The sequence below is a fragment of the Pediococcus argentinicus genome, from assembly GCF_001437605.1.
Lineage (GTDB): Bacteria > Bacillota > Bacilli > Lactobacillales > Lactobacillaceae > Pediococcus > Pediococcus argentinicus.
This window is the reverse complement of the sequence record NZ_JQCQ01000006.1, coordinates 15836-32383: the sequence shown is the minus strand read 5'-3', so window position 1 is coordinate 32383 and position 16548 is coordinate 15836. Positions and strand designations below refer to the sequence as shown.

At 36.7% G+C, this 16548-nt stretch carries 15 protein-coding genes; 13 read left to right on the top strand and 2 right to left on the bottom strand.

Features of this window, described 5'->3' with window-relative positions; genetic code table 11:
- Positions 1-83 precede the first annotated feature (83 nt).
- The 5 genes from tsaB to IV88_RS02415 are packed head-to-tail and all read left to right on the top strand — an operon-like array spanning position 84 to position 4052.
- Positions 84-812: a tRNA (adenosine(37)-N6)-threonylcarbamoyltransferase complex dimerization subunit type 1 TsaB gene (gene tsaB, locus IV88_RS02435; protein ID WP_057798373.1), complete on the top strand. Its 729-nt coding sequence runs from the start codon at positions 84-86 to the stop codon at positions 810-812.
- Positions 793-1389, top strand: coding sequence for a ribosomal protein S18-alanine N-acetyltransferase (gene rimI, locus IV88_RS02430; protein WP_057798372.1), 597 nt, complete (start codon positions 793-795; stop codon positions 1387-1389). Before tsaB ends, rimI begins: the two co-directional genes overlap by 20 nt.
- Positions 1376-2413, top strand: coding sequence for a tRNA (adenosine(37)-N6)-threonylcarbamoyltransferase complex transferase subunit TsaD (gene tsaD, locus IV88_RS02425; protein ID WP_057798370.1), 1038 nt, complete (start codon positions 1376-1378; stop codon positions 2411-2413). The genes rimI and tsaD overlap by 14 nt, the downstream gene beginning before the upstream one ends.
- Positions 2414-2427: 14 nt before the next feature.
- Positions 2428-3402 carry a serine hydrolase domain-containing protein gene (locus tag IV88_RS02420; RefSeq protein WP_057798368.1) on the top strand — a complete coding sequence of 325 codons (975 nt, stop codon included), beginning with the start codon at positions 2428-2430 and terminating at the stop codon, positions 3400-3402.
- Between the two features lie 26 nt (positions 3403-3428).
- Positions 3429-4052 (top strand): redox-sensing transcriptional repressor Rex, encoded by a 624-nt coding sequence (locus IV88_RS02415; RefSeq protein WP_057798366.1) that lies wholly within the window; start codon positions 3429-3431, stop codon positions 4050-4052.
- A gap of 359 nt (positions 4053-4411) precedes the next feature.
- On the opposite strand, the gene IV88_RS02410 is transcribed toward IV88_RS02415, so the two are convergent.
- Entirely contained in the window at positions 4412-5065 is a 654-nt protein-coding gene (locus tag IV88_RS02410) for a CPBP family intramembrane glutamic endopeptidase (protein ID WP_057798364.1), read from the bottom strand.
- 177 nt (positions 5066-5242) lie between these two features.
- On the opposite strand from IV88_RS02410, the gene groES reads away from it, so the two are divergent.
- The 4 genes from groES (at position 5243) to IV88_RS02390 (ending at position 10567) form a co-directional block, all read left to right on the top strand.
- The gene (gene groES / locus IV88_RS02405) at positions 5243-5527 is read left to right on the top strand and encodes a co-chaperone GroES (RefSeq protein WP_057798362.1); all 285 of its coding nucleotides are present in this window, start codon (positions 5243-5245) and stop codon (positions 5525-5527) included.
- A 28-nt stretch (positions 5528-5555) separates the two neighbouring features.
- Complete coding sequence (gene groL / locus IV88_RS02400) at positions 5556-7178, top strand: chaperonin GroEL (protein WP_057798359.1); 1623 nt, start codon at positions 5556-5558, stop codon at positions 7176-7178.
- A 186-nt stretch (positions 7179-7364) separates the two neighbouring features.
- Positions 7365-9197, top strand: coding sequence for an APC family permease (locus tag IV88_RS02395; protein ID WP_057798357.1), 1833 nt, complete (start codon positions 7365-7367; stop codon positions 9195-9197).
- A 161-nt stretch (positions 9198-9358) separates the two neighbouring features.
- Positions 9359-10567: a glycosyltransferase family 4 protein gene (locus IV88_RS02390; protein WP_057798353.1), complete on the top strand. Its 1209-nt coding sequence runs from the start codon at positions 9359-9361 to the stop codon at positions 10565-10567.
- 16 nt (positions 10568-10583) lie between these two features.
- Here IV88_RS02390 and IV88_RS02385 read toward each other — a convergent pair whose 3' ends face one another.
- Positions 10584-11216 (bottom strand): YigZ family protein, encoded by a 633-nt coding sequence (locus IV88_RS02385; protein WP_057798351.1) that lies wholly within the window; start codon positions 11214-11216, stop codon positions 10584-10586.
- A 35-nt stretch (positions 11217-11251) separates the two neighbouring features.
- Between IV88_RS02385 and IV88_RS02380 the strand changes: the two genes are divergently transcribed.
- From IV88_RS02380 to secA, 4 genes are all read left to right on the top strand, one after another.
- Positions 11252-12571 (top strand): ATP-dependent helicase ComFA, encoded by a 1320-nt coding sequence (locus IV88_RS02380; RefSeq protein ID WP_057798349.1) that lies wholly within the window; start codon positions 11252-11254, stop codon positions 12569-12571.
- A 98-nt stretch (positions 12572-12669) separates the two neighbouring features.
- Positions 12670-13251, top strand: a complete 582-nt coding sequence (locus tag IV88_RS02375) for a ComF family protein (RefSeq protein ID WP_147165227.1) — start codon at positions 12670-12672, stop codon at positions 13249-13251.
- Between the two features lie 124 nt (positions 13252-13375).
- The gene (gene hpf, locus IV88_RS02370) at positions 13376-13945 is read left to right on the top strand and encodes a ribosome hibernation-promoting factor, HPF/YfiA family (protein WP_057798346.1); all 570 of its coding nucleotides are present in this window, start codon (positions 13376-13378) and stop codon (positions 13943-13945) included.
- Between the two features lie 196 nt (positions 13946-14141).
- Positions 14142-16499, top strand: a complete 2358-nt coding sequence (gene secA / locus IV88_RS02365) for a preprotein translocase subunit SecA (protein ID WP_057798344.1) — start codon at positions 14142-14144, stop codon at positions 16497-16499.
- Positions 16500-16548: the final 49 nt, after the last annotated feature.

Here is a 16548-nt window from a genome sequence, read left to right as displayed (position 1 = left end):
CACTCTGATTTATTGTAGGTAAATTTGTTTGCATTGAACTTTTTTATGATAAGATTAACCATGGAAAAAAGGGAGTTAATGACATGAAAATTTTAGCGTTTGATACGTCAAATGTTGCACTATCAGTTGCAGTTTTAGATAACGAACATTTACTTGCAACTCAAACTACTAATATAAAAAGAAATCACAGCAGTCAATTGATGCCAATTATTGATCAAACTATTAAAACTAGTGGATTAGATATTAATGATATTGATCGAATTGTGGTTGCTGAAGGCCCGGGTTCATATACTGGATTGAGAATTGCAGTTACTACAGCTAAAACATTGGCTTATGCGGTTAATGCTGAATTAATAGGTGTTTCTAGCCTAGCGTTATTAGCTCAGAATGACACTCAGGACGGGATTGTGGCACCATTTTTCAACGCTCGCCAAGGTAATGTTTTTGCAGGTATATATGAGAAAAAGGGATCGAAACTTACAACATTAGTTGAAGATCAGCATATCAGCTTTGAAGATCTTTTAAATCATATCAACCAAATTGGAAAGCCCGTTAATTTTATAACGACTGATTTTGAGGATTTTAGAGAATCGATTGAAAACACTTTAGTAGTACCTAGCAGTCATTTAGATGGTTGGAATGCATTGCCTAATGCTTATTTTCTTGGTCTAATGGGCTTAAAGAAGAATGAATTAGAAAATGTTTATACGGCGGTTCCTCAATATTTGCGAGTTACTGAAGCTGAACGAAATTGGAAGGATCAACACCCAAACGATGTTAGAAGTGGATCATATGTTAGACAGATTGACTAATTGGATTAAACAAAATTTGTTAAATCGCACTAGACGATTACGCGAAGAAGCTTTCGAAATTAAACACCATATTGTTGAAATTGAAGGTGAATCTTATTTTGTTGCACAAGCGATGTTTCCAGATATCCCTGAAATTTTAGGGGTTGAACGTGCGGTCTATGATGGATTAACTCCATGGGATCGAACTGCTTTTGCTAATGAGTTGAGACGTAAAAGTGATCGTTTATACCTTGTGATTCGAAAAAATGATCAGTTGATTGGATTTATCGGTGCTTCGTTTGATGATCGCTTAAAGCAAGCTCACATTACTAACGTTGCGGTTCTGCCCGATTTTCAGAACCGTGGATTGGGAGCTTTCTTAATTGAAGCTATTATCAAAAAAGCGCAATTTATTGAGTATCGCACTTTAACTTTAGAGGTTCGTAGGAGCAACCATAACGCTCAAGCATTGTATTTGAAAATTGGCTTTGAAAAAGTTGGCGTTAAGGAACGCTACTATTTTGGCGATCATGAAGATGCAATCGATATGAGTTTGGATCTATCTAAGTGGCGAGGAGGCTACCATGGGAACAAGTAAATTAATATTAGCTATTGAATCAAGTTGTGATGAAACCAGTGTAGCTGTCGTTAAGAATGGCAATGAAATTCTTTCTAATTTTATTGCTACACAAATTGATAGCCATCAACGATTTGGCGGTGTGGTACCTGAAGTTGCTAGTCGTCATCATATTGAGCAAATTACGTTGGGAATCGACCAAGCACTAAAAAAAGCTGCTGTTGAGCCTGATGATTTAGATGCAGTTGCTGTTACTTATGGTCCTGGACTAGTGGGAGCATTGCTAGTGGGTGTATCTGCAGCTAAGTCGTTTGCATATGCGCATAACTTACCATTAATTCCAGTTAATCATATGGCAGGACACATCTATGCTGCTCGTTTCGTTAAGCCAATTGTATTTCCTTCTTTAGCTTTACTAGTATCAGGTGGTCATACAGAATTAGTATATATGCCAGCTGAAAATGTCTTCAAAATCATCGGAGAAACAAGAGATGATGCCGCTGGAGAAGCTTACGATAAAATTGGTCGCGTTTTGGGAATGAAATATCCTGCTGGTAAAAATATTGATGAATTAGCTCATCAGGGTCATGATACGTTCAATTTTCCAAGAGCAATGGAGCATGATGATAACTTTGACTTTAGTTTTAGTGGATTAAAGAGTGCTTTTATCAATACTGTTCACCACGCTGACCAAATTGGTGAAGAACTAGATCGTAAAGATTTAGCAGCTAGTTTCCAACAGAGTGTTGTGGACGTGATTGTATCTAAAACTAAAAGAGCATGTGAACAATTAGATATTAAGCAATTGATCTTGGCTGGCGGAGTTGCTGCAAACCAGGGACTTCGAGAAACTTTAGACTCAATGATTAAAAAAGATTTACCAGAACTAGATTTTGTTAAAGCCCCGCTTAAACTTTGCGGCGATAATGGTGCTATGATTGGGGCAGCAGGTTATGTTGCAATGCAACATGGTGAGAGTGCTGATTTAACTTTAAATGCTGATCCTAGCCTAGAATTTGATTGGGAACCTGATGCAGTACGTTAGACGGAGGATGTAAGATGAGTAAGAAATTTGAAGCAGTTCATCAAGTAGTACAAACAGCAATTGATCAAAAGATGATTTACGGTGCGTCATACAGCTTGATTGATTCAAAGAGAATTGAAAGTCGTTTTGAAGGCGTCCAGGGCGCTGACGAATTAGCAATCAATTTGGATCCTTCCATGATTTATGATTTGGGATCACTAACAGAAGTTATTGCTACCAGCAGTCGGATTTTTCAACTATTGGCTGTCCGTGAAGTTGGATTAAAAGATCCAATCGTTAAATTCTTACCTGGCTTTTCAGATGAAAAAATTAATATTGGAAACTTACTTATGCATACAAGTGGTTTACCAGTTGCAATCGATAATGCTGAAAATATGACTGGTTTGGAATTCATGGATGCTTTATATAACATTGAAACTGATTTTGAACCTGGTGAAAAAGTACAACCATCACCACTCAATACGATTGTATTAGGATTGATTTTAAGAACTATTGACGGGTCTCTTGATCGCGGAGTTCAAGATCATGTTTTGTATCCAATGGCTATGACGAATACCGGATATAATTTGAATCGTCCAAAGATTCGATTTGTACCAACAAGAAAAGATGCTCGTCGTGGACAAATTCAGGGTCAAGTTGAAGATCCATTGGCTTTGATTCTAAACGGGGAAAGCGGTCATGCTGGATTATTCTCAACATTGAATGACGTAACTGTTTTTACGGAGATGTTGATCAACCGTGGTAATTATCAGGGTAAAGAAGTACTTGATCCACAAATCTTCGATGTATTAGGTAAGTTGGAGAAAGATGGACAAACATTGGGATGGAAACGGTATAATCAAGATACATTATATGCAACTAGTTCAACCGCGTTAATCGTTTTTAATACAAATTTGAAACGTGGATTAGTTGTCTTAACCAACTACATTACTGATAAAGAACAAGGTCTCAAATTAGTTGATGATTTACTGAAAATCATTGCTGAATAGGATTTATTTTTGGAGGAGCTCTAAAAATGACGGATAAAATTCCAGTTGCAACCACAAAACGTTTACCACTTTACTATCGCTTTTTAACCGAACTATATAATCGTGGGACGTTAAAAATATCGTCTAGTGAATTGGCAGATTTGCTTAAAATTGATTCAGCAACCATCAGGCGAGATTTTTCACATTTCGGTCAAATGGGTCGGCGTGGTTATGGATATGATGTCAAAGAGTTATTAGGTTTCTTTAAAGACATATTAGATCAAGATGTTCAAACTACAGTCGCACTGGTCGGCGTGGGACATCTTGGACACGCACTACTTAATTTTAATTTTCACAAGAGTAGTAACGTTCGCATCGGAGTAGCGTTTGACGTTAACCCGTCAGTAATCGGAACCAAAGAGGGCGAAGTCGAAGTTTTTGCGATGGATAATTTAAAAGAGCAAATTAAGTTGCATAAAACAGATGTAGCAATTCTGACGGTTCCAACCGATGCTGCTCAAGAAATCACAGATGAACTAGTTGAAGCTGGCATCAGTGGCATTATGAACTTCACCACTGAACGCTTAGCAGTTCCAAATAATATATCAGTTCAAAATGTGGATCTAACTAGTGAACTTCAAAACTTGATTTATGCGATAGGACACAAATAAGAGTGTGAGCAATGTTGATTTGTCTTTGAGCATTGCATAGGAAATAGACTATTCCGGGTTATGGAATGGTCTCTTTTCGTAGCAAAGCGGAGAAGACAGACATTGGGAGCACGTTTTAAATAAGGGCGCGAAACAAACCGGGAGTCTTCGAGTATTAGCATAAGCATCACAATTATCCGGTTTTGGGATAGTTGTGATGGTGTAGCTAAACGGAGAAGGCTGGTTGGTGGAGCGCGTTTCAGAATAGAATAGGGTTTTGAGCAATAAACAAAATCAAGGTCATTCCATCTACATCATAAATTTAAAACTAACAAAAAAGCTCCAGCCACTAAAACAGTCTGAAGCTTATTTTTATACAATCACTTAAACAACACAGGCAATGCAACGAATGTATTCATCAAGATATGAGAAATCATTGTCGTTTGAATTCGTCCGGTTTTGCGGTATATCCAGCAGAATAATAATCCCAGCGTTGCATACATGAAAATGTGGCCATCCTGATGCATTAATGCAAAGGCTAAACTAGAGATAATGGCAGACATCGTAATGCCCACAGAACTCTTGTCCCAACCCATCAATTTGTTTAAATTACCAAATATAACTTTTCGAAAGACAATTTCTTCCATGATTGGTGCTCCGATAACAATTGTTAAAATAAAGAATGGAGATGCTTTAGTTAGGGTTAATAGTTGAGCTGTGTTTTCAGATGCAGGATTCTGTTTAGTTAAAATCAAAATAAAACTAATTGCAAATTGGATTAGCAAAGCCAAGAATAATCCAATGAATCCCCAGATAACAACATTATCAATTCCATTTTTATTTGAATCAATCGAATTTTTTTCTTTAGTGAAGTACAGAAGAGTTGCTAACACAATAGCACCGATTAAGTAATCCCAGGTTTGTACAGAAATGATGATATTTTTAATATTAAAAATACTATTTAGAAGTGATGGTAGTAAAAAAATCACTAGATAAGAAAATAATATGGCAATCGAACTTTTAGCTAATTTCATGATAAACTCCTTTGTTTTTGACAGTATATCATAACCGCTAAACACAATAAAAATATATTTGGTTAAGAATGGTCAAAAAAACTTGCAATCTTTTTTAGAAATGATTATAGTATTCATTGTAATTAGCACTTAAGTAATTGGAGTGCTAAATAATAAAAATATTTGGAGGGATTTTACGTGTTAAAACCATTAGCAGATCGAGTTGTTTTAGAAGCTCAAGAAGAGGAAGAACAAACAGTAGGTGGCATTGTCTTAGCAAGTAATGCAAAAGAGAAGTCACAAACCGGAAAAGTTGTTGCCGTTGGTGAAGGCCAAGTATTAGAAAATGGTCAAAAAGTTCCAATGACTGTTAAGGTTGGCGATAAAGTACTCTATGACAAATATGCAGGAACTGAAGTTTCTTATGATAATCAAAAATATTTAGTTGTACATGAAAAAGATTTGATTGCAGTTGTAGACTAATTTTTAAAAATGTTGAGGTGAAAAAATAATGGCAAAAGAGATTAAGTTTTCAGAAGATGCGCGTACAAAGATGTTAAAAGGTGTTGATCAACTAGCTGATACAGTTAAGTCAACAATTGGTCCTAAAGGACGTAACGTTGTGTTGGAACAATCATATGGTTCACCAACAATTACAAATGATGGTGTTACGATTGCTAAATCAATCGAGCTTGAAGATCACTTTGAAAATATGGGTGCTAAGTTAGTTTCTGAAGTTGCTTCAAAGACTAATGATATTGCTGGTGATGGTACAACTACTGCTACCGTTTTGACACAAGCAATTGTAAATGAAGGTATGAAGAACGTCACAGCCGGTGCAAACCCTGTTGGCATTCGTCGTGGTATTGAAGAAGCAACAAAGAAGGCTGTTGAAGGCTTACACAAGATGTCTCACGAAGTTAAGACTAAGGATGACATTGCACAAATTGCTTCAATTTCTTCAGCAAATCCAGAAGTTGGTAAGTTAATCGCCGATGCAATGGAAAAAGTTGGCAATGATGGTGTAATTACAATCGAAGAATCACGTGGTGTTGATACAAACCTTGATGTAGTTGAAGGGATGCAATTTGATCGTGGTTACATGTCACAATACATGGTTACTGATAACGACAAGATGGAAGCGGATTTAGATAATCCATACATCTTGATTACAGATAAGAAGATTGGAAATATCCAAGATATCTTGCCGCTTCTTCAATCTGTTGTTGAACAAAGTCGTTCACTTTTGATTATTGCTGATGATATTACTGGTGAAGCTCTTCCAACATTGGTATTGAACAAGATGCGAGGAACATTTAACGTCGTTGCTGTTAAGGCTCCAGGCTTTGGTGATCGTCGTAAGGACCAATTGGAAGATATCGCTATTTTAACTGGTGGTACTGTTATTACTGATGACTTAGGATTGAACCTTAAGGACGCAACTTTGGAACAATTAGGTCAAGCAAACAAAGTTACAGTTACTAAAGATGACACCACCATCGTTGAAGGATCAGGTAGCAAAGAACAAATTGCTGAACGTGTTGCAACTATCAAACAACAAATCGAAGAAACAACTTCTGATTTTGATAAAGAAAAGTTACAAGAACGTTTAGCTAAATTAGCTGGTGGAGTTGCAGTTGTTCGCGTTGGTGCTGCTACTGAAACTGAACTAAAAGAAAAGAAGTACCGTATTGAAGATGCTTTGAATGCTACACGTGCCGCTGTCGAAGAAGGATTCGTTCCTGGTGGTGGTACAGCATTAGTTAATGTTATTAGTGCACTAGATGATATTAAAGCTGAAGGCGACGAATTAACAGGTGTTAATATTGTACGTCGTGCCCTTGAAGAACCAGTTCGTCAAATTGCTGAGAATGCTGGTGAAGAAGGATCAGTAATCGTAACTCGTCTAAAGGGTGAAAAAGAAGGATTCGGTTACAATGCCGCTGACAATTCATGGGTTGATATGATTGAAGCCGGAATTGTTGATCCAACTAAAGTAACTCGTTCAGCATTGCAAAATGCTGCTAGTGTTTCAGCTCTATTATTAACAACTGAAGCTGTAGTTGCTGACAAGCCAGAAGACAATCCTGCACCTGCAGCACCTGCTAACCCAGGCATGGGCGGTATGATGTAGAACTTGAACTTAAATGAACTAATCAAAGACCTAGAACAAATAATTGTTTTAGGTCTTTTTGGTGTCATATTGTGGTATTATCTACTAATGATGAATTTTAAAGATTAGCGAGTGTTTGACATGTTTTGATGTCATGTTTTAACATTCCATTTAGGTAATACTATTTGTTGAAATGGAGATAGGGAAATGTTTTCTTATTTAAAAAGAATCTTAATTGGGAAACCATTAAGAACTTTAGATGAAGGTGGCTCAGCTTTAACTAGATTTAAAGCTTTAGCATTGCTTTCTTCAGATGCGTTGTCATCTATTGCTTATGGTACTGAACAGATCTTGTCAGTCTTGATTGTACTTTCAGCGGCTGCTACATGGTATGCTATTCCAGTTGCATTGATTGTCTTAGTCCTATTATTTGCAATTACGGTTTCTTACCGTCAAATCATTCATGCTTATCCATCTGGTGGTGGGGCATACGTGGTTGCTAGTCAGAACTGGGGTACTTCAGCTGGACTAGTTGCTGGTGGGTCATTATTGGTTGATTACATGTTGACTGTGGCCGTTAGTGTGACTTCTGGAACTGAAGCAATTACTTCAGCAATTCCCGCTCTACATCCTTATCAAGTAGGTATATCAATTTTGATTGTTTTGGGAATTATGGCTTTGAATTTACGTGGAATGCGTGAATCAGCTAGTTTTCTAACATTCCCGGTTTACCTATTTATCCTTGTCATTACCGGGATGATTGGTTTTGGATTATTCAATATCGTTACTGGTAGAGCGGTCTATCATGCCGCTGCAGCTGTTGGTAGTGGAGTTCCGGGAATGACAATTTGGTTATTCTTCCGTGCGCTATCTTCTGGATCTTCATCTCTAACTGGGGTTGAAGCTATCAGTAATGCGGTTCCTAACTTCAAAAAGCCAAAGCGTAAAAACGCTGCAGCAACATTGACAATTATGTCTTTGATTTTAGGAATCTTCTTTGCCGGAATTACATTCTTGGCTTACTACAGTGGAATTGTACCAAGCGCTTCGCAAACGGTACTTTCACAAATTGGTGAGACAGTCTTCGGACATGGAGTTTTATATTATATCTTACAATTATCAACTGCTATGATTTTAGCGGTTGCCGCAAATACTGGATTTTCAGCTTTCCCAATGTTGGCATACAATTTAGCTAAAGATAAATTTATGCCTCATGCTTACATGGACCGTGGAGATCGTTTAGGTTACTCAAACGGAATTATTTCATTAGCTGCAGGTGCCATTGTATTGATTTTGATTTTTAACGGTCAAACTGGTTTATTGATTCCACTTTATGCAATTGGTGTTTTTGTTCCATTTACACTTTCACAATCGGGAATGATTGTTCACTGGCGTCGTGAAAAGGGTAAGAATTGGATCATGAAGGCTTCAGCGAACTTCTTAGGAGCTTTCCTGTCATTTGGACTAGTTATTTTCTTACTGTTACAACATTTTTCAAATGTGTGGCCTTATTTCATCGTTATGCCACTCTTACTCAGAATGTTCTATAGGATTCGTAAACATTATGATGCCGTTGCGGAACAACTTCGAGTAATTGAAAAAGGTACAGTTAAATTACATGAATACGATGGCTCAACCGTTATTGTGTTGGTAAGTAATGTAACTCAAGTGACTGCTGGAGCAATTAATTATGCACGTTCTATTGGTGATTATGTTATTGCTATGCACGTTTCTTTTGATGCTGATCCTGAAAAGGAACATAAGACAGCTATGGAATTTAAGGCAGAGTATCCTGATGTTCGATTTGTTGATATTCATTCTTCATATCGTTCAATCACTAATCCAACCTTACGTTTCTGTGATGTTATCGCTAAGCGAGCCTCTGAAAGAAATTACACAACGACAGTCTTGGTACCACAATTTGTTCCACGGCGACCATGGCAAAACATTTTGCATAACCAAACTGGTTTACGTTTAAGGGCTTCACTAAATTCACGTGAGAATATTATTGTTTCAACTTACAATTATCATTTGAAATAAATTTGTCTATCTACCACATTTCAGGAATTCTGAGATGTGGTTTTTTGTTAGTTCTTTTAGTTTCCTTAAGTTCAAAGGATTTCCTTTAGATAAACTTGTGTAGAGTTTAAATAATTAGGTATAATGGATGTTAAATTGGAATACGTGGAAAGAGGAAGAAAATGCGTTTTGAAATTATAGTCAGTTTATTTGCGACCATGTTAATTTCCGCTGTGCTAACTCCCTTTGTCCGAAGACTGTCGTTTTGGGTTGGAGCAGTTGATCAGCCCAATGCTCGACGGGTTAATAAAGTCCCAATGCCAACGATGGGTGGACTCGCAATCTTTATTGCATTTAATGTGGCACTGTTACTTTTATTAAGGGATCAGATGCCACAAGGAGATCTATTATTAGGATTAAGTTGGCAAGTCTGGGGATTGTTTATTGGTGAGTGTATTATTGTAACCACCGGTATTATTGATGATATTTTTGAATTAAAGCCACGTCAAAAAATGCTAGGAATTCTGCTAGCAGCTGTGGAAGTATATTTTGTAGCTAAAGTACAGCTGACCACGTTGACTATTCCATTCTTTGGAACAGTACAACTTGGATTATGGGGATTGCCAATTACGCTACTTTGGATTGCAGCCATTACGAATGCGATTAACCTGCTTGATGGATTAGATGGGTTAGCAACAGGGGTATCGATTATTGCACTTTTTACCACCGGATTTACTGGAATGTTTTTCTTACCTTCAACTAATATTTATGTTGTTATTATGATTTTTACTTTAGTTGCAGCAGAGATTGGTTTCTTGCCTTATAACTTTTTCCCAGCTCGAATCTATCTGGGAGATACTGGAGCATTGTTTATTGGCTTTATGATCTCCGTATTTTCATTATCAGGGCTAAAGAATGCTACATTCATTTCGGTTTTAATCCCGGTTATGATTCTAGGTGTGCCAATTACAGACACGCTTTATGCCATGCTCAGAAGAATGCTAAATCGGGAGCCCATTTCTCACGCTGATAAACGTCATCTTCATCACCGTTTAATGCAAATGGGATTAACACATCGTCAAACAGTTCTGGTTATTTATGGGATTTCACTAATTTTTTCATTTATCGCATTACTTTATCCGATTTCAACACTTTGGGGTTCCGTACTCCTAACTGTCGGAATTTTAATTGGAATTGAGTTATTTGTTGAAGCGATTGGATTAGTGGGTGAAAATCGAACCCCATTATTAAATGGAATTCGAAAAATTGTAAGTTCTAACACTTCAAAATCAGACAGTATTCATTTAAAAGAAGAACAGGATGAAACTGGTATAACGCAAAGTCGGTTAGCTAGACATCGTAAATCTAACAAAAAAGGTCATGATTCTTAGAATCATGGCCTTTTATTTATTCTGTTGGTTTACTAGTAGTTACTTCTTCAAGTTGTTCAATTTGGATATTGCCGTTAAAAAGTTCAATTAACTGTTGTTTAAAGTTTTCTAGATTGGTTTCATCGACCAAAACGGTTGTAGTAACTCTAGTGTCGTAGTCTGTTTGTTGCGGTTGGACATTAACTTGATTCAAACAATAATTTAATTGATCGTTTTGATTATAATCCAGATGAATTTTTAACTCGACTTGTTTGATTAAAGCAACTTTGTGCGATTCAGTGAGTGCTTGGGAAGTGGAAGAACCATATGCGCGAATTAAACCTCCGGCCCCTAATTTAATACCACCAAAAAATCTGGTCACAACTACAAGAAGGTTAGTCATGTGTTCTCTCTTTAAAACTTCTAAAATGGGAACTCCGGCTGTTCCTGATGGTTCACCATTATCAGAAGAACGCTGGATTTCTTGATGATTGCCCAGTAAATAAGCGAAACAGTGATGGTTTGCTTTTGCATATTGATCACTAATTTGATTGATTTTAGATTGTGCGTCTTCTTCATCTTTGATAGGCACCACAGTGGTAATGAATTCAGATTTTTTAATTATTTGAGTTGATTCATTGGAATCTGATACTGAAAAGAATGTTGTCATAAAGCAAACTCCTTTTTAATGCGTAAGTTAATTATATGGTGGAAGATGATAAAGAGCAATTTTATGGACGAGAGATTATTTTATCTAGAGACAATCATTCATTTGAATGTGATTTAAGACCAGGCGTTACCAAATTAGATAATAGTCGATACCAATGTAATCGATGTGCAACTAAGTTTGTCTATCAATCAGGTTTATTGCCTAGAAATGAAGTTTATTGCCGAAATTGTATTCAATTGGGCCGAATATCCAGTTTGGTAAACTTGGGGACCATTGCAGAGCCAAATAAGTTTAAAAAGGGAGTGGATTATTTAGCATGGCAAGGACAACTGACCAATGCTCAACAACGGTGTTCAAGAAACATTATTGAAAGCATTAATCAGCAAAATAATCGATTACTATGGGCGGTTACAGGTGCTGGCAAAACGGAGATGTTGTTTGAAGGAGTTGCACATGCATTGAAGTTAGGTCATAGAGTTTGTATTGCTTCTCCAAGAGTAGACGTCTGTATTGAGCTATTTCCTCGCTTGCAAGCTTCTTTTCCAGGATTAGAAATAGTATTGTTGCACGGTAAGACTGAAATGAAGTATCGGTATCGGCAGCTAACAATTTGTACTACACATCAGTTACTTAGATTTCGAGGAGCCTTTGATTTGTTGATCGTTGATGAAGTTGATGCTTTTCCGTTGGCAGGGAATGCAGCGTTGCATTTTGCTATTCACAAAGCCCGTAAATTACAGGGGACGACTATATATTTAACGGCAACACCAGATCAGAAATTACTGAATGATGTCAAAAATGGGGATTTGTCCGTAAGTTATTTACCGCGTCGTTTTCATGGATTTAAGCTACCGGAAATAATGGTGAAGTTGAGCTTTGGATGGGAAAAGAAAATTACTAAAGGATATATTTTTCCTGTTTTACGAAGATTTCTGCAACTGCAAAAAAGTAATAAGCGTCGTTTTCTAATTTTCGTTCCCCGAATCCGACAATTACCCCTAATTCACAATGTTATAAGTAAGAAATTTCCAGACTTGAAAATTGAACCAGTCCACTCCAAAGATCCACAACGGCATGAAAAAGTTCAATTAATGCGTTCTGGCGAAGTCGATGGATTATTAACGACGACTATTTTGGAACGAGGGGTTACACTACCCAAAATTGATATATTAATTATTGGATCAGATGACAATATTTATTCTTCAGCTGCGTTAGTTCAAATAGCAGGCCGAGCTGGAAGAAGTAAAGAACGACCTGATGGAAATGTATGGGCAGCCTGTGAGGTTAGAACCAAACAGATTAATACAGCTATTGCTCAAATAAAGAAAATGAATCGAATGAAGGTGGAAGATTGATTTGTCAGCTGTGTAAGCGAGATGCCAGCCAGAAATTAACTTTAACGCAGATACTTAGTTTTAAATCTCTGAATAAACAATTGGACTGCGATTACTGTTTGGATAAATTCCAAAAAATACATCTAGATCAAAGCTGTAATGGATGTGGAAGAACGCAAGATAATCAGTCTGAAATATGTAATGATTGTCGGCGTTGGAATGATGAGTTTAAAAACACAGCATTATTTGAGTACGATCAGAGTATGAAGGATTTCTTTAATCAATATAAATTTATGGGCGATTATTTAATTGGCAGTACTTTTGCCATAACGCTATATACTTATTTAAATCAAATTAGAGATCAATTCGATTTAATCATTCCAATTCCGATTGATAAATCAACCTGGCTAACTCGTGGATTTAATCAAGTTGTTGGTTTAGCACCGAAATTTGATTGGAATGATATTTTGGTGAGTAATCGATCTGATAATCAAAAACATCAGTACCAGAACTCTAGGATAGAACGAATAGCTCGAAATAACCCCTTTCAGGTTTGCGAAGAAAGCAGAAATAAGCTTAGAGAAAAAAGCGTTTTATTGGTTGATGATATTTATACCACCGGGACCACACTCCGTCATGCTCGGGATGCGTTACATAAATATGGTACCAAACGTATTGAATCAATAACTTTATGTCGATAATTAGGCTTTTTATTGTTAAATAGAGCGTTTTCATTTATAATAAATTTGTACAGAAGTATGTGGAGTGGTCCCTTATACTTCGGTAAGTGAACGGTACTTGTTCACACGAAAGGAGAGAAGTTCTATGCTTGATTTTAATGTACGTGGTGAAAATATCGAAGTAACAGATGCAATTCGGGATTATGTTCAAAAAAGAATTGGTAAAGTTGAAAAATACTTTGATGAAGGTGCTAATCCCAAGGCACATGTAAATTTGAAAGTTTATCAAGACAAAACAGCTAAGGTGGAAGTTACAATTCCATTGCCTTATCTAGTTTTACGAGCAGAAGAAACTTCACCAGATTTATACGCTAGCATTGACCTAGTTACGGATAAGTTGGAAAGACAACTCCGCAAGTATAAGACCAAGATTAACCGTAAATCACGTGAAAAAGGTTTTAAGGGTGTTGAAGTTCCAGCAGCCGACTTAACAGTTGATGCGGATGGCAATGATGAGGATAATGCAAGTAAGTTTGATATTGTCCGTACCAAACAAGTTTCTTTGAAACCAATGGATAGCGAAGAAGCTATTCTTCAAATGGATATGTTAGGTCACAACTTCTTTATTTATGAAGATGCTGAAACAGAATCCGTAAACATTGTGTATAAACGTCGCGATGGTCGTTATGGACTAATTGAATCCGACGATGAATAATTAATGAAAAGAGTCTTATGACTCTTTTTTTTGTTGCCTTAGAAATGTAAGTGTTTCTTAATATAAACGGTGTTAATTTGATGTTTTTCTCAAGGATTTAATGTTAAAATTAATAGGTATATCTATATGATTAAGTAATATTTATTAAACAATTCAAATGATTTATTAAAGAATGAACTTGGAAGGAACATTTTAAATGGCAAACATATTAAGACGATGGGTCGAAAGTGATTCTAGAGAACTTAAAAGATTAGATCAAAAAGCTGATCAGATTGAAGCACTTAAAGATCAAATGGCAGCTTTAAGTGATACAGAATTACAGGCTAAAACACCTGAATTTAAAGAACGCTTAAAGAACGGTGAAACATTAGATGATATTTTAGTTGAAGCCTTTGCTGTAGCTCGTGAAGGGGCTAAACGTGTTTTAGGTCTTTTCCCATTCCATGTTCAGTTAATGGGTGGAATGATTTTACATGGTGGTAACATCGCTGAAATGCGTACTGGTGAAGGAAAAACTTTAACGGCTACATTACCGGTTTATCTAAACGCTTTAGCTGGTAAGGGTGTTCACGTTGTTACGGTTAATGAATATCTTGCACAACGTGATGCCACTGAAATGGGTGAGCTTTATAACTGGCTTGGCCTTTCTGTTGGCCTGAACTTAACTGATAAATCCTCAGAAGAAAAGCGTGAAGCATACAATGCTGATATTACTTACTCAACTAATAGTGAAATTGGGTTTGATTATTTACGTGATAACATGGTTGTTTACAAAGAAGACATGGTACAACGTCCTCTAAACTTTGCTCTGATTGATGAGGTTGATTCAATTTTAATTGATGAAGCTAGGACACCTTTGATCATTTCTGGTCAAAGTGAGGCAGGTGCTCATATGTACGAAATTGCCGATAAGTTTGTTAAAACTCTGACAGAAGAGGACTACAATATTGATTGGGAATCTAAATCAATTTCGTTGACTGAAGATGGAATTCGTAGAGCAGAAAAGTACTTTAATCAAGATAATCTATATGATGTCGAAAATGCTTCATTAAATCATCATCTGGATCAAGCCTTACGTGCTAACTATATTATGTCTAAGGATAAGGACTATATGGTTCAAGATGGGGAAGCGTTAATTGTTGACCAATTTACGGGTCGTGTTATGGAAGGACGCCGTTTTGGTGATGGACTTCATCAAGCAATCGAAGCGAAAGAACATGTTGAGATTCAAGACGAAGCTAAGACAATGGCTACTATTACTTACCAAAACTTGTTTAGAATGTATCACAAGCTTTCTGGTATGACAGGTACTGCTAAGACTGAAGAAGAAGAATTCCGTGAAATTTACAACATGGAAGTAACTACGGTTCCAACTAACAGGCCAATCGCTCGTGATGATCGTCCTGATTTACTTTATCCAACATTGGAAAGTAAGTTTTCAGCTGTTGTTAAAGAAATTAAGGCATTGCACACAAAAGGACAACCACTATTGATTGGTACTGTTGCGGTTGAAACTTCTGAATATTTATCGCGTTTGTTAGACCGTGAAAATATTCCACATGTTGTTTTGAATGCTAAGAATCATGCCCGTGAAGCTGAAATTATCACAAATGCTGGTCAAAAAGGTGCTGTAACGATTGCTACTAATATGGCTGGTCGTGGTACTGATATTAAACTTGGACCTGGTGTTCGTGAATTAGGTGGATTGGCAGTTATTGGTACTGAACGACATGAATCACGTCGTATTGATAACCAGTTACGTGGACGTGCCGGACGACAGGGTGATGCAGGTATGTCACAGTTCTATCTTTCCCTTGAAGATGATTTAATGATTCGTTTTGGATCAGAAAGAATCAAGAACTTGTTAAGTCGAATGAAAATTGCTGATGAGGATGCTGTAATCCAAAGTCGAATGATTACACGCCAAGTTGAATCAGCTCAAAAACGTGTTGAAGGTAATAACTACGATTCTCGTAAGAATGTTCTTCAATATGATGATGTTATGCGCGCTCAACGTGAGGTTATCTATAAAGAACGTCAGGAAGTTATTATGGAAGATAAGAGTCTTAAAGACGTTATCATGCCAATGGCTTACCGAACAATTGACCGAGTTGTTGATGCACATACTCAAAACAAAAAAGATTTTGATTTAGACACGATTACAGATTTTACTAAGTCTGCTTTGGTTAATGAAGATACAGTTTCAAATGCTGATTTCGAAGGTAAATCAATTAAAGATATAAAGCAAGATCTCTATGATCGTGCCGATGCGGTTTATGCTGAAAAGGAAAAGCAATTGTACGATCCAGAACAAATGCTTGAATTTGAAAAGGTTGTTATTTTGCGAGTTGTTGATCAACACTGGACGGATCACATTGATACAATGGATCAATTACGTCAGTCTGTTGGCCTTCGTGGATATGGACAGTTGAACCCACTTGTTGAATACCAACAAGAAGGATATCGAATGTTCAATGAAATGGTTGGAGATATTGAATATGAAGCTACCCGACTATTTATGAAATCTGAAATTCGTCAAAACTTAGAAAGATAATATGAATTAAAAAAGAGTTTCAGGATGAACAATGTTTATCGCTGGCTCT